This is a genomic window from Cryobacterium melibiosiphilum (assembly GCF_003602235.1).
Taxonomy (GTDB): Bacteria; Actinomycetota; Actinomycetes; order Actinomycetales; family Microbacteriaceae; genus Cryobacterium; species Cryobacterium melibiosiphilum.
On the sequence record NZ_QZVS01000097.1, the window covers coordinates 288,372 to 313,202 of the forward strand.

The window sequence follows — 24,831 nt, forward strand, 5'->3', positions numbered from 1 at the left end:
ACCTGCAGCCCCACTATGAACTCGTCGGCCGCGCCGCTTCCCGCAGGTCGGCCAGCAGGTTCAGCACTTCGGTGACCTCCTTGGGGCTGCGCACACGGTGGCCGGCCAGCGACGGGCCGGGCCCGATTTTGAGGCCCAGATCGAGGTCGCGCAGCACCGCGAAGGCGTCCTCGTCGGTCACGTCATCGCCGGCGTATAAGACCCGCTCGGCGCCGGTGTGGGCCCGCAGCACGTCGAGGGCGTCACCCTTGGTGCGCGACCGCACCGAGAATTCGAGCACGTTCTTGCCCTCCCGCACGGTCAGACCGGGCAGTTGCTCGCCCAGCTGTTCGCGGGCCTCGCGCTGGGCACGTTCGCCGTCTTTCGTGGTGGCCAAGCGGGTGTGGATGGCCATCCCGGCCGGTTTGCGCTCGATCGTGGTGCCGGCCACCGATCCGGAGATGCCCTCGAGAACCCGGGCCAGGGTGTCGAGCTGTTCGACTTCACCGGCGAGGAGGTTGATCTCGACGTCGGGGGTGTCCAGGCGCATTTCGATACCGTGCGAGCCGGTCAGCAGCACGTCCTGGTGCGGGTCGGCGACGTGCTGCAGGCTCGCGAGGGCGCGGCCGGAGACGAGCGCAACGCGCACTCCGTCCTGGTCGAGCAGGCGCTGCACGGCCTCCCGGGTGCCGGCGACGGCGCGGGCGTCTTCGGGTTCGTCGACGTGCGGTGCGAGCGTGCCGTCGAAGTCGAGCGCGACGAGCAGCGAGTCGGCGGCGGCCATCTCGCCGAGCGCCACCCGCAGGGATTGGGGTATTCCAGCCTGCACGGCGGCTCCTCCGGTGAGTGTTCTGAGGAACGATGCCGACCAGGCGGCCACATCGTTGTCGAAGACCTTCTTGCGCAGTGCCCGCATCCGCCGGGTGCGTTCCCGTTTGGGCATCACCACGGCACGTTCGATCGCGTCTTTGGTGCCCTCGATATCGTGCGGATTGATCAGGATCGCCTGCTTGAGCTCGTCGGCGGCCCCCGCGAATTCGCTCAGCACGAGCACGCCGTCGCCGTCGAAGCGCACGGCGACGTATTCCTTGGCGACGAGGTTCATGCCGTCGCGCAGGGCGGTGACGAGCATCACGTCGGCGGCGAGGTAGAGCGCGACCATTTCTTCACGCGGGTAGCCATGGTGGTGGTAGCTGATGGCGGTGTGGCTGATGGTGGAGAAATCCCCGTTCAGGCGGCCCACGGCCAGTTCGATCTCGTCGCGCAGGGCCTTGTAGGTCTCCACACGCTCACGGCTCGGGCTCGCGACCTGCACGAGGGTGACGTCTTCGACGTTGAGCCGCTTGTCGGCGAGCAGTTCTCCGAAGGCCTTGATGCGGTGGCCGATGCCCTTGGTGTAGTCGAGGCGGTCGACGCCGAGCATGAGGGTCTTCGGGTTGCCGAGGTCCTCGCGAATCTGGCGGGCACGCGCCTGGATCTCGGGGCGACGGGCCATCTCTTCATAGGCCACGGCGTCGATCGAGATCGGGAAGTGTTTGGCGATCACCCGGCGGGTGGCTCCTGAGCGGCCCTGGCCTTCGCTCGTGGGCACGTCGATGACCACGCCGCGGGTCGGGTAGCCGTAGAGGCGACGCACGGCGCGGGAGAAGTTGCCGGCATCCGCCAGCCGCTGAAAGCCGATGACGTCGGCGCCCAGCAGGCCGTGCAGAATCTGCTTTCGCCACGGCAGCTGCGCGTAGATGCCATATGGCGGAAATGGAATGTGATTGAAGAATCCGATCACGAGGTCGGGGCGGGCCTCGCGCAGCATGCGGGGAACCAGCTGCAGTTGGTAGTCGTGCACCCAGACCGTGGCACCGAGGGCAGCGGATGCCGCGGCGGCCGCCGCAAACCGCTTGTTCACGGTCACGTAGGCTTCCCAGGTTTCGCGGTGAAAGGCAGGGGCCGCGATCACGTCGTGGTACAGCGGCCACAGGGTGTCGTTGGAGAAACCTTCGTAGTACTCCTCGAGCTCCTCTGCGCTCAGCCGCACCGGCACGATGTTGATGCCGTCGTTGGTGAAGGGCTCGAAGCTGCGGTCGGCGACACCGGGCCAGCCCACCCACGCTCCCCCGGAGCTGCGCATGAGCGGCTCGAGCGCGGTGACGAGGCCGCCCGGGGAGGTGCGCCAGACATCCGTCGCCGTGCCATCGGGGGCTTCGGGGCCGTCTTCGTGATCGACCGGCAAGCGGTTGGAGACGACGACGAGCGAGAAGGTACCCACCGGCGACTCGGCGCTGGCGGTATCAGTGGCTGGGGATTCGGCGGAGAGTGAGATAGATGATCCGTTCCGGGCGCAGCGGCGGCGCTCCTGCCATGGGCTCTCAGGATACCGCAGCCACCCGAACGTGCCCTGTTCGGGAGCCGGCCGGCAGCGAGAAACAGAGACAGCGAGGTACAGACGAGCGGCGTACCGATACGAGCCGGGTGCAACCACGACCCGTTGCCCAACGGTTGCCAGCCGTTCACCGGCGATACCTAAGCTCAGCCTCATGATCCGCGTCGGAATGAGCACGACCTGCGTCTCTCCACTGCCCCCCGAGCAGGCGTTTCGACTGGCCCGGCAGGCCGGTTTCGACGGCCTCGAAATCATGGTCACCGAGGACTCGATCACTCAGGATGCCGGTCGGCTGTGTGCCCTGTCAGAGCGCTTCGAGCTGCCCATCCTGTCCATCCATGCCCCGGTCCTGCCGCTGACGTACTTCGTCTGGGGTGTGGATGCGCGGGTAAAGCTTGAGAAAAGCGCGCAGCTGGCGGTGGAGGTCGGCGCGACGACGGTGGTCGTACATCCTCCGTTCCGGTGGCAGGTCGGCTATGCCGTCGATTTTCTCGATCAGCTGCGGCAGATCACCGCCGCGACCGGCATTGAGATGGCGGTCGAGAATATGTTCCCGTGGCAGGTGGGCCGCCGCAGATTGCAGGCCTATGCACCCGGCTGGAATCCGAGCACCATCGACTGCGACGCCGTGACCCTCGATTTCTCGCATGCCGCGCTGAGCGGGGTGAACAGCCTGGAGCTCGCGACGGCGCTGGGCGATCGGCTCCGCCACGTGCACCTGTGCGATGGTTCGACGTCGTCAGACGAGGGCAGAATCTTCGATGAGCACCTGCTGCCGGGACGAGGCAACGAGCCGGTCGCCGAGGTGCTGCAGCACCTCGCGGCGACCGGCTGGACGGGGCAGATCGTCGCGGAGGTCAACACCCGCAAAGCGAAGACCGAACAGGAACGCCTTGAGCTGCTGCTCGAGACCGTCGCATTCGCTCGGTTGCACACGGTCGAGCCGCGCCAGCAGCGGATTCCGCGGGCGCGCCGGGCGATTGAGGCGCTCGGCCGCCGCGCGTAGCCCGCCTCCGGCGGCCCCCACGACGTTTCTGGCAGGACCGCGCCCGATATCGGTGTGCGCTACCGTAACGGCCGTAGTGGCTGCCCAATTCGGGCGCGGTCACGCGGCCGCACCCTGGCCAATGCGCGTACCTGGCCTATGCGCGCACCGGGGCCAGCGCGAACGAGCGGGCACCACGCTTGCGCGCGATCGTGAACCACGAGAGCAGAACCGCGCCCACCAGGAACAGGGTCAGCACGGCCGCGGCGGCGCCGGCATCCACTGCCGCGTTCGAACCACCGCTGACGATGGCCTGCATCCCCTGCACCGCCCAGGTCAGCGGCAGCAGCGGGCTCACGCTCTGGAACGGCCCGGCCACGATCTGCAGCGGATACAGTCCGCCCGTCGCGACGAGTTGCAGCGCGAGCAGCACGAGCGACACCACGATGCCGACCCGGCCGAAGGCGACCGTGAGCAGGTGGTGCACCGCGACGAACACCGCTGCGAGCAGCACCGCGAAGCCGAGCGTCGCCGGCAGCAGCGTCCAGGACACGCCGAGCGGGCCGTGCAGCAGCAGGGTCACGAGCACAGCCTGCGCCGCGGCGAGCCCGAAGGCGCGGCCGAGGCCCCGAAACAGCAGCCGCCCGGTGCTCGCCGTCGAGGCGAGCGCCACGGCGGTCAGCGGCCTGAACACGAGGAAGATCGCAAGCGCCCCGATCCACAGACCCACCGGCACGAACAGCATGCCGATGATCGGCCCGATCGAGTCGATGGCATTGTTGCGTTCGGTCGTCACGCCGACCGGTGCGGAGACCACGGCGGCCGTCGCCTCGGCGTCGGTCTCGGTGAGAACGGATGCGCTCTCCGCCCCCTCCGCGAGTCCGGTCGCCAGGGCGCTGGCCCCGGTTTCGAGTTCGTGGGCACCGTCGGCTGCGGCCGACGCCCCGGTTGCCAGTTCCGCAACCCCGGACGAGAGCGAACCGACGCCGGTCGCTACCCCGCTCGCGCCGAGGCGTAGCTCGGCCGACCCGGCCGACAGCCGGGCGGCGCCGCTCGCGCTGGCTGCAATCCCGCCCTGCACTCCGGCTACCGCACTCGTGGTCTGCTGGCTCAGGCCGGCGCCCTGCGCGGCGAGGGTGTCGAGGCCGGCATCGAACTCCGCGAGAGCCTGCGCGAAGCCGGCATTGGTGGGGTTCTGCAGCAGCGCGGCGCTCAGCCCGTCGAAGCCCGTTGCGGCGCTGGTAACGCCGCCCGTGTACGAGCCCCAGCCCTCGGCGAGCGGGGTGAGCCCGGCCGCGCCCGTGCTGAGGGTGCCGAGGCCCGTGCTGAGCGAGTCGACGCCGGTCGTGTACCCGCTCACGCCGGTCACGAACGACGCTGCACCGGTCGCGGCGGCTGTCGCGCCAGTGGCGGCCTCGCTGGTTCCGGCGGCAAGCGAGTCAAGCCCGGTGGCGACGCTGGTGACCCCGGTCGACACCTGGGCTGCCCCGTCGGCCGCGTCGATGAGCGAACCGCCCAGCTCGGCAAGGTTCGTGTACAGCGCGGTCAGGTACTGCGCGGTGATCGCCTGCCCGAACGCGCTCGTCATGGCGGTGCCGACCGACTGCGCCGCCGACCCGGCCAGGTAGGAGTGGGCGTCGTCGGTACGGATGTCGAGGTCGGCCTGGGTGGGTGAAGCTCCACCCAGCGAGGTCACCGAGGCCGAAAAGTCGGCCGGAATGGTGAGCACCGCGTAAGCGTCGCCGCGTTCGAGGGCGGCCGCGGCATCCGCCGAATTGGAAATGGTCCAGTCGAAGCCGGCCGCCGAACCTCCGTCGGCGGCGGACGCCGTGAGTTCGGTGACGAGCTGGCGACCGGCGAGCACCTGCTGCTCGGTGCCGTCGGGCAGGGTCGTGGTGACGAATTCGTCGTTGTTCACGACGATCGCCGGGATCGTGTCGATGCGTTCGTCGGCGGCGGAGAGAGCGGCGGTGAACAGGCCGGCCACGAAGAGCGGCACGACGATGAGGCCGGCGACGAGGCCGTACAGACCCCGGCGGCGCTGGCCCGAAGTGCGGCGGAACAGATTGTCGACCGCGTTACTCATTGCTGCGTTACTCATGGCTGCGTTAATCATGGCTGCAGGGCCTTTCGGATTGGCATGCTGGGTAACGCGAGCCGGGTCAGGTCAAGGTGCTGCTGGGCGCGGAGCCCCGCGGCGTCGCCCGTGGGTTCGAATCCGAACGACGTCGCCCCGAGCACGAGAGTGGTCGTCGCCGGGGCGAGGGCCGCGAGCACCGTGACGAGTTCTCGACCAGCCGAATCGGCCGGCGGTCCATCGCCGAGATCGACAAAGACGACTCCGGGTCGTTCGGCGAGCGCCGCCGCCACGATCACCGCGGCGCGTTCGAGCGCGGTCAGCGACGACAGGGTGGTTGCTTCGCTGAGACGGATGCCCAGCGCCGCATTCAGCCGGTCGATCCAGCCCGCGAGCTGCGCGCCGGCGCGGGCCACGCGCAGTCCCGGCAGCGGCAGATTCGGCCGGCTCGGCCGGGTGAGGCTCAGCCGGGTGCCGATCAGATCGCCGACGGTGCCGCCAAGGCCGGCACCCCCGCCGACGTCGGCGAGCGCGACGGTGCGGAGCGCCCGGGCGCGTTCGCTGGGCAGCGGCGCGCGCAGCACCTGCAGGCGACCCGACACGGGGTCGAGGCGGCCGGCGAGGGTGGCGGCGAGCACGCGGCGATCCACGGTCTCCCCGGCCATCGTCACGATCGATCCTGCCGGCACCACCAGGTCGATGGGCCCGAGCTGGCCGACCGGGCCGACCTCAGCGGCCCCCTCCGGCGCGGGCAGCCCCACGACGAGCGCCTCGGCGGTGATGGCGGCCTGCTGCCGGCCGGCCCACTCGCTGTCGGCGAGGTGCTGGCGCAGGCCGACACCCTCGATGTCGACGTTGGGCAACACCCGAGCAAGCCAGCGCGGCAGCCACCAGGCGGCGTTGCCGGCCAGGGCCATCGCGGCCGGCACCAGGGTCATCCGCACCAGGAACGCGTCGAGGAACACCCCGACCGCGAGCGCGAAGGCGATGCCCTTGATCGCTCCGGTGCCCTCGGGCACGAACGCGAAGAAGACGAAGAACATGATCAGGGCCGCGGCCGTCACGACCCGGCCGGCGTGCGCGAAGCCGAAGATGATCGACTCGCGCGCCTTGCCGGTCTTCACGAATTCCTCGCGCATCCCGGACACGAGAAACACCTCGTAGTCCATCGCGAGGCCGAACAGCACCGCCATCAGCAGGATCGGCAGGAAGCTCAGGATCGGGCCGGGGTTTTCGACGCCGATCACGTCCGCGAACCAGCCCCACTGAAAGATCGCCACGGTCGCGCCGAGCGACGCGAACACCGACAGCAGAAAGCCGAGCGCCGCCTTGATCGGCACGAACACCGAGCGGAACACCATCATCAGCAGCACGATCGAGAGCCCGACCACGATCAGGGCGAACGGGATCAGCGCGTTGGTGAGCCGGTTGGAGATGTCGATGCCGACCGCGGTCGCGCCGGTCACCGTGATCGGTGTGCCGAGCTCGGTGTCGATGCCGGGCGCGATGTCGCGGATGGCCTGCACGAGGTCTTTGGTCGCCGGGTCGTCGGGCGCGGTCTCGGGCATGACCTGGATGATCGCGGTGTCCACGGTCGGGTTCGGGGTGCCGTCGCCGACGTAGGCGACGCCCGGCAGGGCGCGCAGGTCGGTGGCGATCACGTCGAGGTCCTCGAAGATCGTGGTCGTCTGGGTGATGTCGACCACCACGATGAGCGGCCCGTTGTAGCCGGGACCGAAGTTGGCGTCGATCATCTCGAAGGCCTCGCGCTGGGTCGACCCGGCCGGTTCCGAGGCACCATCGGGCAGGTTCAGGTCGAGACTGAGCGCGGGAATGGCGAGCGTGCCGAGAATCACGACGACCGCGACGAGCGCCACGATCGGGGCCTTCAACACCAGGCCGACCCAGCGCCGTCCCATCGTGGGCTTCCCGGTGTCGGGCGTGGTGGCGCGTCGGTGCGCGCGGCCGCCGGGTTTCGGCGCGAGCCGCGCTTTCGCCAGTCCCAACACGGCGGGCAACAGCGTGATGGCAACGCCGATCGAGACCAGCACGGCGAACGCCGCGCCGACGCCCATCACGCTCAAGAAGGGAATGCCGACCACGAGCAGCCCCAGGAGGGCGATGATCACGGTCACGCCGGCAAACACAACGGCGCTTCCCGCGGTGGCGACGGATGTCGCGGCCGACTCATGCGGGTCGGCCCCGTTCGCGAGCTGCGTGCGATGCCGCGACAGGATGAACAGGGAGTAGTCGATGCCGACCGCGAGCCCGAGCATCAGGGCGAGCATCGGCGCGGTGCTCGACACCGGCACGAACGCGCTGATCGCCGAGATGCCGCCGATCGCCACGCCGACGCCGATCAGCGCCATCAGCAGCGGCATCCCGGCGGCCATCAGCGACCCGAAGGTGATCATCAGCACGACCCCGGCGAAGAGCACCCCGAAGACCTCGGTCACGGTGATGCCGAAGGTATTGTCCTGAAAGACCTGGCCGCCGAAGGCGACGTCGAGGCCGGCGTCGGTGCCGACGGACTTCGTCGCGGTGAGCTCCGCGAGCGTCTCGGGGGTGACATCCGTCGACTGCCCGGCGAGCTGAACCTGCGTGAACGCGGCAGAAGAGTCGGCGCTGATCGCGTTGGAGGCGTACTCGGAGTAGGGCAGGATCACGGTGTCGACGCCGTCGACGCCCTCCATCGCCGTGCCCATCGCTTCGATCGCGGCCTGGTAGACCGGGTCGGTGACGGATGCCCCCGCCGGCGTCTCGTAGACCACCTGCACGGCCGCGCCGGCCGCCGACGGGAACACCGCGGCCAGCTTGTCGATGCTGTCCTGGGATTCGGTGCCGGGAATCGCGTAGGACTCCTGCGTCTGCCCGTTCAGGGCCACGCTGCCGCCGAGGATGCCGCCGAGCAGCACCACCCAGATTCCGATGACGAGCCAGGCACGGCGATAGGCGAAGTGTCCGATGCGATACAGAAGGGTGGCCATCAGGGCTGCTTTCTCGACAGGGTGTGCGACACGGGGGCGAGCAGTTCGGTGAGCACCGTCACGAGGGCGGGGCGCAGGTCGTCATCGGCGGCGAGGTCGTCGTCGAGGTAGGTCATGCCGGCGACGAGCGTGTACGCGGCGCCGCCGAGGGCGATACCGAACCGCAAGCGGTCTTCCACACTGGCCTGCTCGTCGCAGATCGATGCGGCGAGCCGCACGACGAGCGCGCGGGCCCGGTCGACGACCTCGATGCCGACCAGGGACTGGCCCTGATTGATGAAGGTGTGCAACTCGAAGCGATAGTGCAGCACGAAGTCGATGAAGTCACCCACGAAATATTTCCGAGATTCGACGCTGTCAGGCTCTGCCACGAACCGGTCGAGGATCTTCTCGAGATGATCGATTGCCGGGGTGAGCACCTCGGTCAGGATCGCTTCCTTCGAGGCGAAATGGTAGAGCACGCTGGACTTCGAGAACCCCGCCGCATCGGCGATGTGCTGCAGCGATGTCGCCGCGAAGCCCACCGACGCGAACTGGGCCAGGGCGACCGCGCGCAGCTCCCGTCCCGTTCGCGAGCGGATGCTCTCGGCGGGCAGGTTGGCGTGTTCGGTTTCAGTCACGACACGATCGTAGCTGTCCGATCGGTCAGAATCTGCACGATCGGTCAGATTGCCCAGATTGCCCAGATTGCCCAGATTGGTCAGACAGATTCGGCGCCCAAAATTTCGACACCCAAATCAGGCTTCGGTAGAATCAGGACTCGCGACACCCTCGCGGCACTCCCGGGAGGACCAGCATGAGCCTGATCAGGCTGAACGACGTCAGCATCAGTTTTGAAAAAACCCAGATCCTGCGCGAGGCCTTCTTTCGCCTCGAACCAAAGGACCGGGTCGGGCTGATCGGCAAGAACGGTTCGGGCAAGTCGACGATGCTCAAGCTCATCCTCGAGCAGGTCTCCCCCGACACCGGCACCATCACCCTCGAACCGGGCGTCAAGATCGGCTACTTCTCGCAGTTCTCCGAACTCAACGGGCAGTCCACGATCACCGAGGTGCTCGATGCCCTGTTCGTGGAGGTCAAGGCCGTCGAGGCCGAGCTCGCCGCCATCGACGTGGCCATCGCCGCGGATTCCTCGGCGAGCGCGGCCCTCGACACGCTGATCCACCGCCAGTCTGAACTCTTCGAAGACATGGACCGCCTCGATGGCTGGGACTACAAGCGCCACATCGACACCGCGCTCAGCACCCTCGGCTTCAACGCCGCCCACCGGGTGTGCGCGATCGACGATCTCTCGGGCGGATGGCGCAACCGGGCCGCCCTCGCCAAGATCGTGCTCGAGGCCCCCGATATTCTGCTGCTCGATGAGCCCACCAACTTTCTCGACGTCGCCGGCGTCGAGTGGCTTGAAGCCTGGTTCCGCGACTTTAAAGGCGCGGCCATCGTCGTCTCGCACGACCGCAAGTTTCTCGACGCCGTCGTCACCCGCATCATCGAGGTCGAAAACTTTCACCTGCACGAGTACCCCGGCAACTTCGGCGAGTACATCGTGCAGAAGCAGTTCCGGCTCAAGACCCTCGAGGCCCAGTTCGTGCACGAATCCGAGCTGCTCGCCTTCGAGGCCGAGGGCATCGCCGACCGCCGTGAGGCCGCGAAGGCCGAGAGCCGGCAGCTGGGCAACCAGCTCGCCCACATCAAGAAGAGCCGCACCCCGCGGCCAGTCGACACGATCATCACCGACATCTATGGCGGCCTGCACGTCAAGGACGTGCTCTGCCGCGTCGAAGGCCTCGCCAAGAGCTACGGCGACAAACTGCTGTTCGAAGGCCTCAGCTTCGAGGTGCGCCGTGGCAACCGCATCGTCGTGCTCGGCCCGAACGGCAGTGGCAAGACCTCGCTGCTGCGGGTACTGACCGGCGAAGAGAAAGCCGATGCCGGGGAGGTGGCGTGGGCATCCGGTGCCGCCGTCGTGTCGTACAACCAGGTGCTCGACGAGCTCGACGAGACCGACACCGTGAGCCACGCCGTGAACGCGATGCCGGGCAGCCTCGCCCTGACGTCGACGCGCAAATCGGTGAACCGGTTCCTCACCATGTTCCAGTTCAGTGAGGCCGACCTCAAGCAGAAGATCGGCAACCTCTCGGGCGGGCAGCGCGCCCGCGTAGCGATGGCCCAGTGCCTGCTCTCGGGCGCCTCTGTGCTGCTGCTCGACGAGCCCACCAACCACCTCGACATGTCGAGCACCCAGGTGATGGAACGCGCCCTCGTGCACTTTCCCGGCGCCGTGATCGTGGTCAGCCACGACCGCTTCTTCAGCGACAAGATCGCCAACCGCTACCTGGTCTTCGGCGCCGACGGAGCGGACGTCGGCGAGATCGACGTGCGCGTCGCCTAACGGCGCACACCGGCGGGCCGTACAGGCTGCACGCAGGAGGGAACCGTGCAGACTGGGTCCATGAAAACAATGACGTTACGCAACACGAACCTCGAAGTCTCCAACATCATCCTGGGGTTGATGCGCATCGTCCCCCTGGACGACGAGCAGATTCGCTCGCTCGTGGGTGCCGCCCGCGACGCCGGCATCACCCACTTCGACCACGCCGACGTCTACGGCAGCCACCCGCACGAGTGTGAGCAGCGCTTCGGCGACGCGATCACCTTCTCGGCCGCGGAACGAGCGAGCGTCACGATCCAGTCCAAGGTCGGACTGCGCGCCGGCTTCTGGGACTTCTCGACCGAACACATCCTGCGCACGGTCGACGAGTCCCTTGCCGCGCTGGGCACGGACTACCTCGACCTGCTGCTGCTGCACCGCCCCGACGCCCTCGTGGAGCCCGACGAGGTCGCGGCCGCCTTCGACGAGCTCCACAGCACCGGCAAGGTGCTCAACTTCGGCGTCTCCAACCACACGCCCGGCCAGATCGAGCTGCTGAAGCGCTCGGTGACCCAGCCGCTCATCGCCAACCAGGTGCAGCTGAGCATCACCCACGCGCCGCTCATCGCCGCCGGCGTCGCCGCGAACATGGCGGGCCTCGACCAGTCCGTCGACCGCGACAACGGCATCCTCGACTACTGCCGCCTCAACGACATCACCCTGCAGGCGTGGTCGCCGTTCCAGAAGGGCTTCTTCGACGGGGTGTTCCTCGGCGACCGCGTCGGGTACCCCGAACTCAACACCGCGCTCGACGAGATTGCGACCGCGTACGATGTGTCCCCGGCTGCCATCGCCGTCGCCTGGATCACCCGCCACCCGGCCCACATCCAGGTCGTCCTCGGCACCACCAACGTGTCGCACCTGCTCGACTCCGCCGCCGGCTCCGATATCCCCCTCACGCGTCCCGAGTGGTACCGCCTCTTCACCGCAGCCGGGCACCAGCTGCCCTGACCCGCCGCATCCGCTGCCCGCCAGTGTCGTGGGGAGGACGATGTCACCGGTTGTCGTCGCAGGGAGGACGATTCGACCAATTTTCGGCGTCTCATCCTCCCTCGGCCGCACACGCGTCCGCCGACACTGGCAGGCTTGTCGAATGGCACATACCGAGACAAACACCATGATGGCCGTCGTACTCACGAGGTTCGGCGGCCCAGAGGTACTCGAGCTCCACCAGGACTGGCCTCGGCCACAACCCGCACCCAACGAGGTGCTCGTCAAGGTCACCGCGGCAGCGGTCAACAACACCGACCTGTGGACCCGTCAGGGCGCCTATGGCCGGCCCGAAGACCCGAAGGCGCTGGCCGGCTGGCTCGGGGACTTCGACTTTCCGCGCATCCAGGGCGGGGACATCTGCGGCGTCGTCACCGAGGTCGGCGCGAACGTGGGCGACCAGCTGCTCGGCCGCCGGGTGCTCATCGACCCCGCGCTGTACCCGACCGACGACGAGAATGCCTCCCCGACCGGCTACCTCGGCAGCGAAGCCGACGGCGGTTTCGCCCAGTACGTCGCCGTCGACGCGGCGCACGCCCACGACGTGCACGACTCGCCGCTGACCGACGAACAGCTCGCCTGCCTGCCGGTCGCCTTCGGCACCGCAATGGCCATGCTCGACCGCGCCAGAGTCCAGCCTGGCGAAACGGTCCTGGTGACCGGGGCATCCGGCGGGGTCGGCCTCGCCCTCGTCCAGCTAGCGTCGGCTCGCGGCGCCCACGTGCTCGCCATCACGAGCGGTTCCAAAGCGGATGTCGTGCTCGCCAACGGGGCAGCCCTGACGTTCAGCCGAGACTCCCGCCACGTTGCCGACCAGATCCGCGCCGCGGCCCCCGACGGGCTGCACGTGGTCGCCGACATCGCCGGCGGCCCGGGCGTCGCCGCGCTCATGCCGTTGCTGCAGGACAACGGCCGTTGGGTGATCGCCGGCGCGGTCGCCGGGCCGGTGATCGAGTTCGACCTGCGCCGCCTCTACCTGCACAACATCCAGCTGATCGGCTCATCAATGCACACGCGGGTGCATTTTCGGGGTCTGGTCGACCTCGCTCGCATCGGCGGCATCCGCCCCCAGATCAGCGCAACTTTTGCCCTGACGGCGATAACGGATGCCCAGGCCGAGTTCTCCGCCCGCCGCCACGTCGGCAAAATCGTGCTCCTCCCCGAGTAGCCACCGTGGACCTGCACGAGATAGGCCCCATGACCAATCCTGACCGTGTCGAGTGGTCCGGGAGCGATCCTCGGTACCGTCGCTCCGAGGCGACCTCGGTCGTCGGCACTGGCGGCGCCCTGTGGGAGCGCGCCTCCCACGGCGTGCTGCGCTGGGGAGTCAAGACCGCGAGCGGGTTTTCCGTCGACTGCACCGGCGCGGTTTCGCCCGGTGACCGGGTGATCGTCACGGCCCGGGCCTTCGGGGTGACCGTCGTGGAGCCGGTGGAGGTCGTCGCTGTCGTCGTGGAACCAGACCGGGTCGGCTTCGCTTACCGCACCCTGCCCGGCCATCCGGTCAGCGGTGAGGAGGCGTTCATTGTGCACCGCCACGAGGACGAGGTGCGTCTCACCGTGCGATCGCTCACCCGGGCGGCCCCCCAGCAGCCATGGCGAGCCCTCTACCCGCTACTTCGGGTCGCGCAACGGGTCGCGCGGAGACGTTACCTACGGTCGCTCGCCTAAGGTGCCGGCCTCGTTTCGGACTTCGACGTCCTCGCGCCGCGACTCGTCTGCATCGCGGATTCCGGCCGCGACGGCTTTTCTCACCACGACGTACAGCACGTAGAAGAGCACGGCCACCAGAAAGAGTCCGAAGAAGAATTCCATGCGTCAAGGGTAACGTCCCCGGCGCGGTCGCAATGGGTGCGCCAAGGCCTTGGGTTTTCGGCTCAAACGGGTACGGTGGACGCGGAGGCCCACATGCGAAAGTTTTTGTTTAATAGTGCGATGATCGGCGTAATTGCCGGTGGCTGGAACACCATTCAGGCCACCCGCAGCGGCCCGCGCGACTGGCGCCTCGCGCTGCTCTGGGCCGGTTGGCTGCTGAGCGTCGCCGCAGCCGTCGGCACCGTCATCGACGAGTCCAACGAGCGCCGCGCGGACACCGAGAACAAGAAGCCGCTCAAGAAGTAGCCGCCCGGCACACGAGGCTCGGTACGCGGGGCTCGGGACACGAGGCCCCGACAAGCGAGTGCTGAGTATAGCCACTCGCGGGTCGGCGCGGCGTGTCTGCCGTCCCTGAGGCATCCGTGGCGCACACTGGGACACAGTGGTTATCTGCCGCGTGAAAGGGGTCCCTCATGTTTGGTCGACGACGACGAGCGGCCCGCGCGGCCGAAGCGCGGGAACTCGAGCTGCGCGCCCTGAACCTGGGCGCGCTCAAGCTCACCGAGCCGGAGCCGCCGGCATCCGCTTCGCCGGCATCCGCTTCGCCTGCATTTGCTTCGACGGTGCCCGACCCGGCGACCGTGGATCTCAGCGCCGACGCCGTCACCGACCTGTTGCACCGCCAGCTGAACCACCTCATCGGCACCGACGGCATCTGGACGCTCGTTCCCCGCAGCAGCGACGACACCGAGGTCTTTTTTCACGAGCTCCAGGCCCAGGAAATCGCTCGTCTGCTCAGCTCCGCCCTGCAGACGGCTACCGCGCGTGCCAGCGCTGATGTGGCTCCGGCCCCCGCTCTCTCCGCCGCGGTGCCAGCCCGCGACACCGCGTCAGACGCCGTTCCCCCCACTGCGGCGCCCGTCTCGACGTCGACCCTGACGACCCCGATCACCGAGCCCGCCGAGCCGACAGCCCTGCCGTGGGCCCCGCGCCCGGTCACGCACTGGGCCGAACCGGATTCGGCTCGGGCCCTCGCTCCCGTGCGCGCTGGGGCGACTGGGCGCTAACGGTGGCAGGCACCGCGCACGAGAAGCGGATAGGCCGACAAATACCCGCCAGTTGAACCGCTATTCAGCGACTTGGCGTCGAATTCACCGCTTTTCGACACGGGCGGGCCCCGCCGCATCGCTCACGGTGCCCCCTGAGGCACAATAGCTGCATGGCACTCAACATCGAGGACTATGCCCTGATCAGCGACTGCCATACGGCCGCCCTCGTCGGGCGCGACGGCAGCATCGACTGGCTCTGCCTGCCCCGCTACGACTCCGCCTCGATGTTCGGCGCCCTGCTCGGCGACCCGAACCACGGGCGCTGGCAGCTCGCGCCAACCTCCGCCCTGACGACGGATGCCGCCGCCCCGCCCGCGGGCACCACCGCCACCCGCGCCTACCGCGGCACCACCTTCATCCTGACCACCGTCTGGACCACCCCCGCCGGCCGGGTCGAGGTCACCGACTTCATGCCGCACGGCAACGGCCGGGCCGACGTCGTGCGGCGCGTGCGCGGCATCAGCGGAACCGTCGAGATGACGCAGGACCTGCGCATCCGCTTCGGATACGCCACGAGCGTTCCGTGGGTGCGCCAGCTCGACCACAGCGAAGGCGCCTCCCCGGGACCCCACGGGCACGGCCTGATTGCCGTCGCCGGCCCCGACGCGATCGTCGTGCGCGGGCCGAAGATGCACGCCGACGACCACCGGCACCGCTCGACGTTCACGGTGACCGCCAACGAGACGGTTGATATCCAGCTCGCCTGGTATCCCTCCCACCAGCCGATCCCGTTCCCGATCGACGTCGACGCGGCCCTGCGCACCACCGCCGCCTGGTGGGAAGGCTGGGCCCGCACCTGCAGCCACGATGGCCCGCTGCGCGACCAGGTCGTGCGCAGCATGCTCGTGCTGCGCGCCCTGACCCATGAGGAGACCGGCGGCATCGTCGCCGCGGCGACGACGTCTCTGCCCGAGCAGGCCGGCGGCGTACGCAATTGGGACTACCGCTATGTCTGGCTGCGCGACGCCAGCCTGACCCTCGAGGTGCTGCTCTCCCACGGCTACGCCGAGGAGGCCGAGGAGTGGCGGGCCTGGCTGCTGCGCGCGATCGCGGGCGACCCGAACGACGTGCAGATCATGTACGGGCTCTCCGGCGAGCGCTACCTGCCCGAGCGCTCCCTGACGAGCCTGCCCGGGCACCGTGGCGCCGCGCCCGTGCGGGTCGGCAACGGCGCCGTCGACCAGTTTCAGAGCGACGTGATCGGGGAGGTCATGGTCGCCCTGCACTCCGCCCGCGCCGCCGGAGTCACCGAAACGAAGTTCTCCTGGCCGCTGCAGCGCGCCCTGATGAAATTTCTCGAGGACAACTGGCGCCGCCCCGACCAGGGCATCTGGGAGGTGCGCGGCCCCGCACGCCACTTCACCCATTCCCGGGTCATGGTCTGGGCGGCCTTCGACCGTGCGGTGCGCGGCATCACCGAGTGCGGCCTGCCCGGCCCGCTGGAGCGCTGGACGGCCCTCCGCGACGAGGTGCGACGCGACATCGACGAGAATGGCTTCAACACCGAACTGAACAGCTTCACGCAGTACTACGGCAGCACCGAAGACTCCGGCAGCACCGAGGACCCCGGCAGCACCGAAGCGGATGCCGCCCTGCTCGTGCTCGCCCAGGTCGGCTTCTGCGCGCCCACCGACCCGCGCATGCTGGGAACCGTCGCCCGCCTCGAGCGGACTCTGCTGCGGCACGGTCTGCTGCTGCGCTACCGCACCGACTCCGAAACGCAGCCCGACGCGACCGTCGACGGCCTGCCGCCGGGGGAACATCCGTTTCTGGCCTGCTCGTTCTGGCTCGTCGAGCAGTACGCCCGGTCCGGGCGCGCCGACGACGCCAACGCGCTCATGAGCAGACTGCTCGGGTTCGTCAACGATGTCGGCCTGATCTCCGAGGAGTACGACGTGCCGGGCGGCCACCAGATGGGCAACACCCCGCAGGCCCTCTCCCACCTCGCGCTGGTGCGGGCAGCGGATGCCATCGCCGCCGGCGCCGCTCCCCAGATGACGACCTCCACAGATCAGCACCTTTTGTTGTAGGTATTCTTCAGCGGCGGGTGCCGGTCGAATTCTAAGTTGGAAACCATGACCGACACCATCCACGCTCGCAGTGACCGCCCCAGCCGCGCCCGCCGCGTGCTGCCTGCCCGCGACCTCGCCCAGATCGCCATCTTCGCCGCTTTGATCGCCGCGCTCGGTCTGGCCGGCCCCCTCAACATCGGCCCGGTGCCGATCACACTGCAGAGCATGGGCGTGATGCTTGCCGGCGCGATCCTCGGACCGCGCAAGGGCACGCTCGCGCTGCTGCTGTTCCTCGCCCTGACCGCGGTCGGACTGCCGTTGCTCGCCGGTGGGCGCGGCGGAATCGGCCCCTTCACCGTCAGCCCGGCCGCCGGCTACCTGTACGGCTGGCTGCTCGGAGCCTTCGTGATCGGCCACCTCACCGCCCGGCTGATGCCCAAATACCCGTTCTGGCCGGCCCTCGGGGCCACGATCCTCGGCGGCATCGGCGCCGTCTACCTGCTCGGCATCCCCGTCATGGCCTTCAACCTCGGCCTGCCACTGTGGACCGCGGCCAGCCTCAACGTCGCCTTCATCCCCGGAGACCTCATCAAGGTCGTCGTCACCGTGCTCGTCGCCGGCCAGGTGCACCGTGCCTACCCGGGACTCATCGCCCGCATCGGCCGCCCCCGGAACCCCGCCGACGCCGGCAGTACCACCGGCAGCGCCAGCACCACCGGCAGCACAAGCACCACCGCGTGAGTTCGATCACCTTCGACCGGGTCTCGCACCGTTTCGAGGGCGCAGCCGCGTCCGGGTACACGCTGCGGGACATCCGCCTGACCCTCACCGAGAGCCGCATCGGCATCGTCGGTGCCAACGGCTCGGGCAAGTCCACCCTCGTGCGCATGATCAACGGCCTGGTCACACCGACCGAGGGCAGCGTGACCGTCGACGGCCTCAGCGTGAAAAAGCAGGCCCGCGAGGTGCGGCGCCGGGTCGGCTTCATCTTCACCAACCCCGACAACCAGATCGTCATGCCCACGGTCGAAGAGGATGTCGCTTTCACCCTGCGCCGCCGCGGCCTGAGCGCCGCCGAGATCGCCGAACGCACCGCGCGCACGCTCGACAGGTTCGGCCTCACCGCGCTGGCCGACCGCCCCGCGCACCGGCTCTCCGGCGGACAGAAGCAGCTGCTCGCCCTCGCCGCGGTACTCGTCGCCGAGCCCGCGATCGTGGTCGCCGACGAGCCGACCACCCTGCTCGACGCCCGTAACACCCGTCGCATCCAGGAACTCCTGCGCACCCTCAGCCAGCAACTCATCGTCGTCACCCACCAGCTCGACCTGCTCGACGACTTCGACCGCGTCATCGTGGTCGAGAACGGCGAGGTTGTCGCCGACGACCGGCCCGCGATCGCCCTCGGCGCCTACCGCGCGCTGCTGTCGTGACAACCCTGCTGTCGTGACAACCCTGCTCTCGTGATCGGCCTCTACAGCCCGGGAACCTCCCTGATCCACCGGGCCCCCACCCTGCTGAAACTGCTGCTGCTCTCCCTCGGCGTCGGAGTCGTCGCCCTGTTCGGCGATCCCCGCCAGCTCGGCGTCGCATTGATCGTGGTCGTCGCCCTGTTCATCATCGCCGGGGTACCGCTGAAGGCATCCGTTCGCCAGATCGCCCCGATTTTATGGATGCTGCTGCTCGCGGTCCCCGTTCAGGCCCTGCTCGCCGGGTGGCTGGTCGCCGGGTTGATGGCCGGGCGGCTGCTGATCGCCGTCGCCCTCGCCGCCCTGTTCACCCTCACGACCACGGTCACGGCGGTGCTCGAGGCCTTCGACCAGCTGCTGCGACCGTTTTCGCGCTGGATCGACGCCGAGCGGGTGGGTCTGCTGGTGGCGCTGACCATCCGCTGCATTCCGCTCGTCACCGAGATCGTGAGCGAGGTTCTCGAAGCCCGCACAGCCCGCGGCACCCGCGGCACCCTGCGGGCCCTCGCCGTTCCGGTGATCGTGCGCTCCCTGTATGCCGCGGATGCCCTCGGCGAGGCCCTCGCGGCCCGGGGCGTCGACGACTGACCCACCCCAGCCACCGCCCCAGGCACCCTCAGCCCACTCATAGCCAGAACGTGACAGGGTAGTGGAGCCTCACCCGCCCTCTGCAGAGAGAATGTCGTGCCCAAACTTGCCCTAAAGATTTCCGCCATCGCCACCATCCTCGGGGTGGCTCTCGTTCTCACCGGCTGCACCAGCGACACCGAGAGCACCGACACCACGACGAACGCGGCCGCGAACGCGTCGACCGAGGAGTGCACCGAGAGCGGCTCCGCCTCGGACTCCATCGACGTCACCGGTGACTTTGGCGCCGAACCGGTCGTCAGCTTCGAATCCCCGCTGACCGCGACCGACACCGAGCGCACGGTCACCATTGCCGGCACCGGCACCGAAGAGGCGTCGACCCACCGGCTCGTCGAGGTCTCCCTCATCGGTTTCAGCGCCACCACGGGCGAACCCATCATCACCAGCGGCTGGGACGACACCGCCACCTCGGCCTACATCAACGTCGACGAGACGCAGGAGCTCGAGGGCCTCGCCCGCGCCGTCAACTGCGCCGTCGTCGGCGACCGCGTGACCGTGGTCATCCCCCCGGCCGATGCCTTCGGCACGGCCGGCCAGACCGACCTCGGCATCACCGCCGACGACTCCATGGTCTTCGTGATGGACGTCAAGAGCATCGTGCCCCAGACGGCGACCGGAACCGACGAGGCCGCCGTTGACGGCCTCCCCACCGTGGAACTGGCCGAAGATGGCGCACCGAGCATCACGATCCCCGACGCCGAGGCACCGACCGACCTGAAGATCGAGACCCTCAAGACCGGTGACGGCGCCGTCGTCGCCTCGGGCGATACGGTCGCCCTCGAGTACACCGGCGTGCTCTGGAAGAACGGCGAAGAGTTCGACTCGTCCTGGGCTAACGCCGGGCTCGTGCAGTTCCCGACCACCGGCGTGGTCGAGGGCTTCGGCGCGGCCATGGTCGGCCAGACCGTCGGCTCGCAGGTGCTCGCCGTCATTCCCCCCGACCAGGGTTACGGCGAAGCGGGTTCCGGCGACCTGATTAGCGCCACCGACACGCTCGTCTTCGTGCTCGATATCGTGGCTGTCACGTACCCTGCCGCCACCACGGAATAACAGCCGGCGAAGAGCCACACGACCCGGCGCGTGAGCGCCACTCCGGGCCGCCCGCCGTGACAGGCGGCCCGGAACGTGACAGGGTGGAGAGACGAGCGCGACCCATTCGGGTGCCGCGCCAGTCACTCTGTAATACCCTGAAACACTCTGAAAGAGGCAACCCCCTGAGCTCCAACGTCACGACGACCCCGACCCCGACCACACGGACTGAGACCATGAACGCAATCCCGGCCACCCCCAAGCCCGAGACGATCGACGAGTATATCGCCGCCATCGCCGAGCCGCTCGGTTCCATCGCCGCAACGCTGCGCGCGAAGTTCGATGAGGGACTGCCGGGAACGACCGCGCAACTGTGGCATGGACATCCGGTCTGGCTGGCTGACGGAGTTCCCGTCGCGGGGTTCAAGGCGTACGCCAACTTCGTCACCCTGCTGCTCTGGCGCGGCCAGCGCATCGAGGATGCCTCGGGCAAGCTCGATGCGAGCGGCGGGGCCGAAATGGGTTCGGTCAAACTGCGCGTCGCCGACGACGTCGACGCGGCCCTGTTCGATGACTGGCTGCGCCAGTTGCGCGAGCTCAACGCGTCCTAGCGGCTCGCGCTCACTCGGGCAATACTGTCCTCTTGACGAGTTCCCGAGAGGATCATCATGGACCGCATGATTGACGAGGACCTGCGGCAGAGCGCCGCTGCAACCGCCCCGATCACGGACTGGCGCATCGAGGTCGTCTCGATCCCGGTCACCGACGTCGACCGGGCCAAGGCCTTCTACGTCGACCAGGTCGGCTTTACCGCCGACCACGACCACCAGGTGAACGAGAACCTGCGTTTCGTGCAGCTGACCCCGCCCGGTTCGGCCTGCTCCATCGTCATCGGCACCGGCCTGACGACCATGACCCCCGGCTCGCAGCGGGACCTCATGGTCGTCATCCCGAACGCCGACGACGCGCGCGCCCACCTGCTCGCCCGCGGCGTCGAGGCGAGCGAGGTCGACGAGCAGGAATGGGGCCGTTTCGTCTACTTCGCCGATCCTGACGGCAATACCTGGGCCTTGCAGGAACTGCCGAACTACGCGCAGTCGTAGACCTGCGCGTTGGCCCACGAGTAGGCGTAGGATTCGGCGATGGCAACATGGCAGCAGGTAGAAGCGGATGCCCCGGCGTTCGCCGCCCGGGTGCAGGAACGTTTCGACGCGGGCACCAACAAAACCATTGCGACGCTGCGCAAAGACGGCGGGCCGCGTATCAGCGGCACCGAGCTCCTCTTCAGCGACGGGCGCATCACCCTCGGCATGATGCCGCACTCCCATAAACTGCACGACGTTTTGCGGGACCCACGCGTCGCCATCCACTGCCCCACGCTGGAGCCGCCGGCCGGTGAGCCCTCGGCGTGGGAAGGCGACGCCAAAATCGCCGGACGGCTCGTTGCGATTGCGGCCCTACCGGACGAACCGCCCGGGGCGTCGAGCTTCACCGTCGACCTCGACGAGGTCGCGCTCACCTACGTCGACGCGAGCAACACGCACCTCGTGATCGAGTCGTGGCACGACGGGCGCGGCTGGAGCAAGGTCGTGCGCGAGTAACCGCGCCCGAGCACGCACGAAAAGGCCCGCGTCACTCGACGCGGGCCTTTTGATTGAGCTACGAACGGTGACTAGCTGGTGAGGCCGTCCACGTACTCCTGGTTGTCTTCGATCCACTGCGCGACGATGGGGGCATAGTCCGAACCGTCGTAGTCGACGAACATGGCTTCCTCGAGCGTGTACAGCAGCTCGAGGTCCATCTCGAAGCCTTCGATCCAGCCGCTGGCTTCCGGGAAGTTCTCGGAGAAGTCGGCGCTGCCGAAGGAGTGCAGGCTCTCGACGGACTCGAGGGTGCCTTCGGGGTCTTCGAGGTTCTTGATCGGGAACGAACCGTATGCCCAGTGCGGCTCCCAGAGGGTCACGACGACGTTCTCGCCGGCGTCCGTGGCTGCCTTGAGCTCGGTCAGCATGGCCGCGGTCGACGAGGTCGTGAACTCCATGCCCTCGAGGCCGTAGCTCGGAATGACGCGGTCTTCGGTCGCGGCGGTCAGGCCGGCCCCGGCCTCGATGCCCACGATCTGGTTGTTGAACAGGTCCGCGTTCTCGGCGAGTTCGGCGAGCGAGTCGATGGGAGCATCCTCGTTCACGGCGATGGTCAGCTTGGATTCGTTGTTCCAGGCGCCGAGGTCGGTGATCTCGTCGCCGTAGGTTTCGAGGTACTCGCCGTGGGTGTCGGGCAGCCAGATGTCCATGGTGAGGTCATAGTCGCTCGAGGAGAGGCCTTCGTAGACGGCGGCGACGTCGGCGTACTCGAGCTCGACGTTGTAGCCCTTCTCGTCGAGAATGGCCTTCCACAGTTCGGAGACGGCGATACCCTCGTCCCAACCGTTGAAGACAGCGAGGCTCATGTCCTGCTGGTCGCCGTTGGACGCGGTCTCCACTTCGGCTTCCGCCGATGACGAGCAGCCCGCGAGGGCGAGGAGCGAGACCGCGCCAAGCGCGATGAGGGGTGTTGAACGAATTTTCATGTGTCTACCTTTCGTGCCACCCGCTGCGGGTGACTGGGGATTGACTCTTGGTGCGTACGCCGGTTCGCAGGGAGCCGGCGCACAGGGGAAACGGATGCGGGGCATCCGTCAGTATGGGAGAGGCTCGATATCGCGCTCGAGACCAGGGCTCTAGACCAGGGCGGGTGCGGGTGCCGACACGGATGCCGCAGGCAGGCCCGGAGCCTTGCGCCGGGCGAGCATGCGCCCGAGCGGGGTGTCCCCCGTGCCGAGCGCGGCCGTAATGCGGTCGAGGTAGATCGCGAGGATCACCACGGCGAAACCGGCTTCGAACCCAAGGGCGACATCGAGGCGCGACAGGCTGGCCACGATCTCGCCGCCGAGCGCGCCCGCGCCGACCATACCGGCGATGACGACCATCGAAAGCGACAGCATGATGACCTGGTTGATGCCGGCCATGATCGTGGGCGTCGCCAGCGGCAACTGGATCTGACGCAGGATGCGCCACGGGCTCGCGCCGAAGGCCTGGCCGGCCTCGACGACCTCCTTGTCGACGCCGCGGATGCCGAGTTCGGTCAGCCGCACCCCGGGGGCCATGGCGAAGATGATGGTCGCCACGATGCCGGGAACCTCGCCGACCCGAAACAGGATCAGTGCCGGAACCAGATAGACGAAGGCCGGCATGGTCTGCAGAAAGTCGAGGATCGGCCGGATGATGCTCGACGCGGCGGAGGACTTGGCCGCGAGGACACCGAGCGGGATGCTGATGGCGATGGCGATGATACTTGCCACGAGAACGAGAGCGAGTGTGGCCATCGCGTTCTCCCACTGGTTGACGCCGAGGATGAGCCCGAGGCCGATCACGGTTCCGACCGCGAACTTCCAGCCGCGGGTCGCGAGCCCCAGGGCCGCCGCGAGCGCGATGATCACGTAGAACGGCGGGGCAACGAGCAGAAAGTTGACGCCCCCGAAGGCGCCGTCGACGATCACCTTGATGAAGTCGAAGACGAACCCGAAGGTGACCGTGATCCAGTCGATGAAGCTCGCGATCCACGTGCCGAGGGGAATTCTGAAGTCGTTCACGCTTCGGCTCCTTCCAGCGCGGTATCGCGCGGAGTTTCTGTGACGCGGGGTGTTTCGGTCAGGGCTTCGGTATGGGTTTCGGTGTGGGTTTCGGTATCGCGCAGGGTTTCGGTGATGATGCTGATCGACACCGTCGACGGCGGTTCGACGATGGGCAGGGTGCCCGTGTTGGTCGTGACGTTGCCGATGGCGGCGAGCAGGGTGACGCGCGGAATGACGCCGAGCAGGCGGTTTTTCGCGTCGACGACGGCGATCGGCAGGTCGCTGCCGACCGAGGGCTCGACCAGGTCGACGAGCGCGGTGTCGGGCGAGACCGTGGTGGCGTCGTCCCGAATGATCGTGCGCAGGTCGGTGTCGCCGGCCTTGACCATCTTCAGCACGTCGCGGTCCCGCACGATGCCGGCGAAGCTGCGATCACGGTTGAGCACGAAGACAACGGATGTCTGCAGGTCGCGCATCGTGCGCAGTGCGGCCCGGGGTCCGGCGGTCTTGGTGACGACGGAACGCACCGGCTCCATGACGCTCGTGGCGGTGAGCACCCGTGCGCGGTCGACGTCCTGCACGAACTGGGCGACGTAGTCGTTGGCCGGGTCGGTGAGGATCTCTTCGGGGGTGCCGATCTGCACGATGCGGCCGTCTCGCATGACCGCGATCCGGTCGCCGAGGAACATGGCCTCGTTGAGGTCGTGGGTGATGAAGATGATCGTCTTGCCGAGGGCTTCCTGAAGCTCGATGAGCTGTTCCTGCATTTCACGGCGGATGAGCGGGTCGAGAGCGCTGAACGCCTCGTCCATCAGCAGCACGTCGGTGTCGGCGGCGAGGGCCCGGCCGAGGCCGACGCGCTGCTGCATTCCGCCGGACAGTTCCGAGGGCAGGTTGTCGGCCCAGCCGCCGAGTCCGACCAGGTCGATGATCGTCTGGGCCCGGGCGAGGCGTTCGACGCGCCCCATGCCCTGGATTTCGAGGCCGTAGGCGACGTTGTCGATCACGGTGCGGTGCGGCAGCAGGGCGAAGTGCTGGAAGACCATGGAGATGCTCTGACGGCGCACGTCGCGCAGTTCGGCGGCGGAGATACCGGTGATGTCGGTGCCGCCGACGGTCACGGTGCCGCTCGTGGTCTCCCACAGGCCGTTCAGCATGCGGATGAGGGTCGATTTGCCCGAGCCGGACAGGCCCATGACAACGAAGATCTCGCCGCGCTTGACCTCGAAGGAGGCGTCGATGACGGCTGCGACTCCGAGGTTAGAGACGTCGGAGCGGCTGGCGCCGGCGGCGATTCTCTTCACCATCTCGTG

23 protein-coding genes are annotated in these 24,831 nt (G+C 68.3%); 15 read left to right on the forward strand and 8 right to left on the reverse strand.

Annotated elements, in window-relative coordinates:
* Positions 1-13: 13 nt before the first annotated feature.
* Positions 14-2,242 (reverse strand): bifunctional alpha,alpha-trehalose-phosphate synthase (UDP-forming)/trehalose-phosphatase, encoded by a 2,229-nt coding sequence (locus D6T64_RS21835; protein ID WP_233551511.1) that lies wholly within the window; start codon positions 2,240-2,242, stop codon positions 14-16.
* Between the two features lie 283 nt (positions 2,243-2,525).
* Between D6T64_RS21835 and D6T64_RS21840 the strand changes: the two genes are divergently transcribed.
* Complete coding sequence (locus D6T64_RS21840) at positions 2,526-3,362, forward strand: sugar phosphate isomerase/epimerase family protein (RefSeq protein ID WP_325049819.1); 837 nt, start codon at positions 2,526-2,528, stop codon at positions 3,360-3,362.
* A gap of 136 nt (positions 3,363-3,498) precedes the next feature.
* On the opposite strand, the gene D6T64_RS21845 is transcribed toward D6T64_RS21840, so the two are convergent.
* The 3 genes from D6T64_RS21845 to D6T64_RS21855 are packed head-to-tail and all read right to left on the reverse strand — an operon-like array spanning position 3,499 to position 9,025.
* A complete protein-coding gene (locus tag D6T64_RS21845; RefSeq protein ID WP_158594939.1) occupies positions 3,499-5,442 on the reverse strand; it encodes a YhgE/Pip family protein in 1,944 nt (647 codons plus the stop codon).
* 11 nt (positions 5,443-5,453) lie between these two features.
* Positions 5,454-8,405, reverse strand: a complete 2,952-nt coding sequence (locus D6T64_RS21850; RefSeq protein WP_119976783.1) for an MMPL family transporter — start codon at positions 8,403-8,405, stop codon at positions 5,454-5,456.
* Positions 8,405-9,025, reverse strand: a complete 621-nt coding sequence (locus D6T64_RS21855) for a TetR/AcrR family transcriptional regulator (protein ID WP_119976784.1) — start codon at positions 9,023-9,025, stop codon at positions 8,405-8,407. The genes D6T64_RS21850 and D6T64_RS21855 overlap by 1 nt, the downstream gene beginning before the upstream one ends.
* Before the next feature lie 176 nt (positions 9,026-9,201).
* Between D6T64_RS21855 and D6T64_RS21860 the strand changes: the two genes are divergently transcribed.
* From D6T64_RS21860 to D6T64_RS21875, 4 genes are all read left to right on the forward strand, one after another.
* Positions 9,202-10,797 (forward strand): ABC-F family ATP-binding cassette domain-containing protein, encoded by a 1,596-nt coding sequence (locus D6T64_RS21860; RefSeq protein WP_119976785.1) that lies wholly within the window; start codon positions 9,202-9,204, stop codon positions 10,795-10,797.
* 60 nt (positions 10,798-10,857) lie between these two features.
* Positions 10,858-11,787, forward strand: coding sequence for an aldo/keto reductase (locus tag D6T64_RS21865; RefSeq protein WP_119976786.1), 930 nt, complete (start codon positions 10,858-10,860; stop codon positions 11,785-11,787).
* Between the two features lie 142 nt (positions 11,788-11,929).
* A complete protein-coding gene (locus D6T64_RS21870) occupies positions 11,930-12,994 on the forward strand; it encodes a zinc-binding dehydrogenase (RefSeq protein WP_199719258.1) in 1,065 nt (354 codons plus the stop codon).
* A gap of 29 nt (positions 12,995-13,023) precedes the next feature.
* On the forward strand, positions 13,024-13,497 hold the full coding sequence (locus tag D6T64_RS21875) for a DUF1990 family protein (protein ID WP_119976788.1): 474 nt from the start codon (positions 13,024-13,026) through the stop codon (positions 13,495-13,497).
* On the opposite strand, the gene D6T64_RS22755 is transcribed toward D6T64_RS21875, so the two are convergent.
* Positions 13,480-13,641, reverse strand: a complete 162-nt coding sequence (locus tag D6T64_RS22755; RefSeq protein ID WP_158594940.1) for a hypothetical protein — start codon at positions 13,639-13,641, stop codon at positions 13,480-13,482. The two genes, D6T64_RS21875 and D6T64_RS22755, sit on opposite strands and share 18 nt — an antisense overlap.
* Before the next feature lie 120 nt (positions 13,642-13,761).
* Here D6T64_RS22755 and D6T64_RS21880 point away from each other — a divergent pair, with 120 nt between their 5' ends.
* The 10 genes from D6T64_RS21880 to D6T64_RS21925 all read left to right on the forward strand — a co-directional run bounded on the left by D6T64_RS21880 (position 13,762) and on the right by D6T64_RS21925 (position 21,506).
* A complete protein-coding gene (locus D6T64_RS21880; protein WP_233551513.1) occupies positions 13,762-13,947 on the forward strand; it encodes a hypothetical protein in 186 nt (61 codons plus the stop codon).
* Between the two features lie 167 nt (positions 13,948-14,114).
* Positions 14,115-14,708, forward strand: coding sequence for a hypothetical protein (locus tag D6T64_RS21885; protein ID WP_119976789.1), 594 nt, complete (start codon positions 14,115-14,117; stop codon positions 14,706-14,708).
* Between the two features lie 152 nt (positions 14,709-14,860).
* The gene (locus D6T64_RS21890) at positions 14,861-16,780 is read left to right on the forward strand and encodes a glycoside hydrolase family 15 protein (protein WP_119976790.1); all 1,920 of its coding nucleotides are present in this window, start codon (positions 14,861-14,863) and stop codon (positions 16,778-16,780) included.
* Positions 16,781-16,825: 45 nt separating this feature from the next.
* Positions 16,826-17,503, forward strand: coding sequence for a biotin transporter BioY (locus D6T64_RS21895; protein WP_119976791.1), 678 nt, complete (start codon positions 16,826-16,828; stop codon positions 17,501-17,503).
* Positions 17,500-18,192, forward strand: a complete 693-nt coding sequence (locus tag D6T64_RS21900) for an energy-coupling factor ABC transporter ATP-binding protein (protein ID WP_119976792.1) — start codon at positions 17,500-17,502, stop codon at positions 18,190-18,192. Before D6T64_RS21895 ends, D6T64_RS21900 begins: the two co-directional genes overlap by 4 nt.
* Before the next feature lie 30 nt (positions 18,193-18,222).
* Complete coding sequence (locus D6T64_RS21905; RefSeq protein ID WP_119976793.1) at positions 18,223-18,816, forward strand: energy-coupling factor transporter transmembrane component T family protein; 594 nt, start codon at positions 18,223-18,225, stop codon at positions 18,814-18,816.
* A gap of 96 nt (positions 18,817-18,912) precedes the next feature.
* Positions 18,913-19,926 carry an FKBP-type peptidyl-prolyl cis-trans isomerase gene (locus D6T64_RS21910; protein ID WP_119976794.1) on the forward strand — a complete coding sequence of 338 codons (1,014 nt, stop codon included), beginning with the start codon at positions 18,913-18,915 and terminating at the stop codon, positions 19,924-19,926.
* Positions 19,927-20,141: 215 nt separating this feature from the next.
* The gene (locus tag D6T64_RS21915; protein WP_119976795.1) at positions 20,142-20,516 is read left to right on the forward strand and encodes a DUF1801 domain-containing protein; all 375 of its coding nucleotides are present in this window, start codon (positions 20,142-20,144) and stop codon (positions 20,514-20,516) included.
* Positions 20,517-20,573: 57 nt separating this feature from the next.
* Positions 20,574-21,008 (forward strand): glyoxalase superfamily protein, encoded by a 435-nt coding sequence (locus D6T64_RS21920; RefSeq protein ID WP_377010381.1) that lies wholly within the window; start codon positions 20,574-20,576, stop codon positions 21,006-21,008.
* A gap of 39 nt (positions 21,009-21,047) precedes the next feature.
* A complete protein-coding gene (locus tag D6T64_RS21925; RefSeq protein ID WP_119976796.1) occupies positions 21,048-21,506 on the forward strand; it encodes a pyridoxamine 5'-phosphate oxidase family protein in 459 nt (152 codons plus the stop codon).
* Positions 21,507-21,577: 71 nt separating this feature from the next.
* Here D6T64_RS21925 and D6T64_RS21930 read toward each other — a convergent pair whose 3' ends face one another.
* From D6T64_RS21930 to D6T64_RS21940, 3 genes are all read right to left on the reverse strand, one after another.
* Positions 21,578-22,474 (reverse strand): glycine betaine ABC transporter substrate-binding protein, encoded by an 897-nt coding sequence (locus D6T64_RS21930; protein WP_119976797.1) that lies wholly within the window; start codon positions 22,472-22,474, stop codon positions 21,578-21,580.
* Positions 22,475-22,624: 150 nt separating this feature from the next.
* On the reverse strand, positions 22,625-23,536 hold the full coding sequence (locus tag D6T64_RS21935; RefSeq protein ID WP_119976798.1) for an ABC transporter permease: 912 nt from the start codon (positions 23,534-23,536) through the stop codon (positions 22,625-22,627).
* The gene (locus D6T64_RS21940) at positions 23,533-24,825 is read right to left on the reverse strand and encodes a quaternary amine ABC transporter ATP-binding protein (RefSeq protein ID WP_119976836.1); all 1,293 of its coding nucleotides are present in this window, start codon (positions 24,823-24,825) and stop codon (positions 23,533-23,535) included. The genes D6T64_RS21935 and D6T64_RS21940 overlap by 4 nt, the downstream gene beginning before the upstream one ends.
* Between the last annotated feature and the right edge of the window lie 6 nt (positions 24,826-24,831).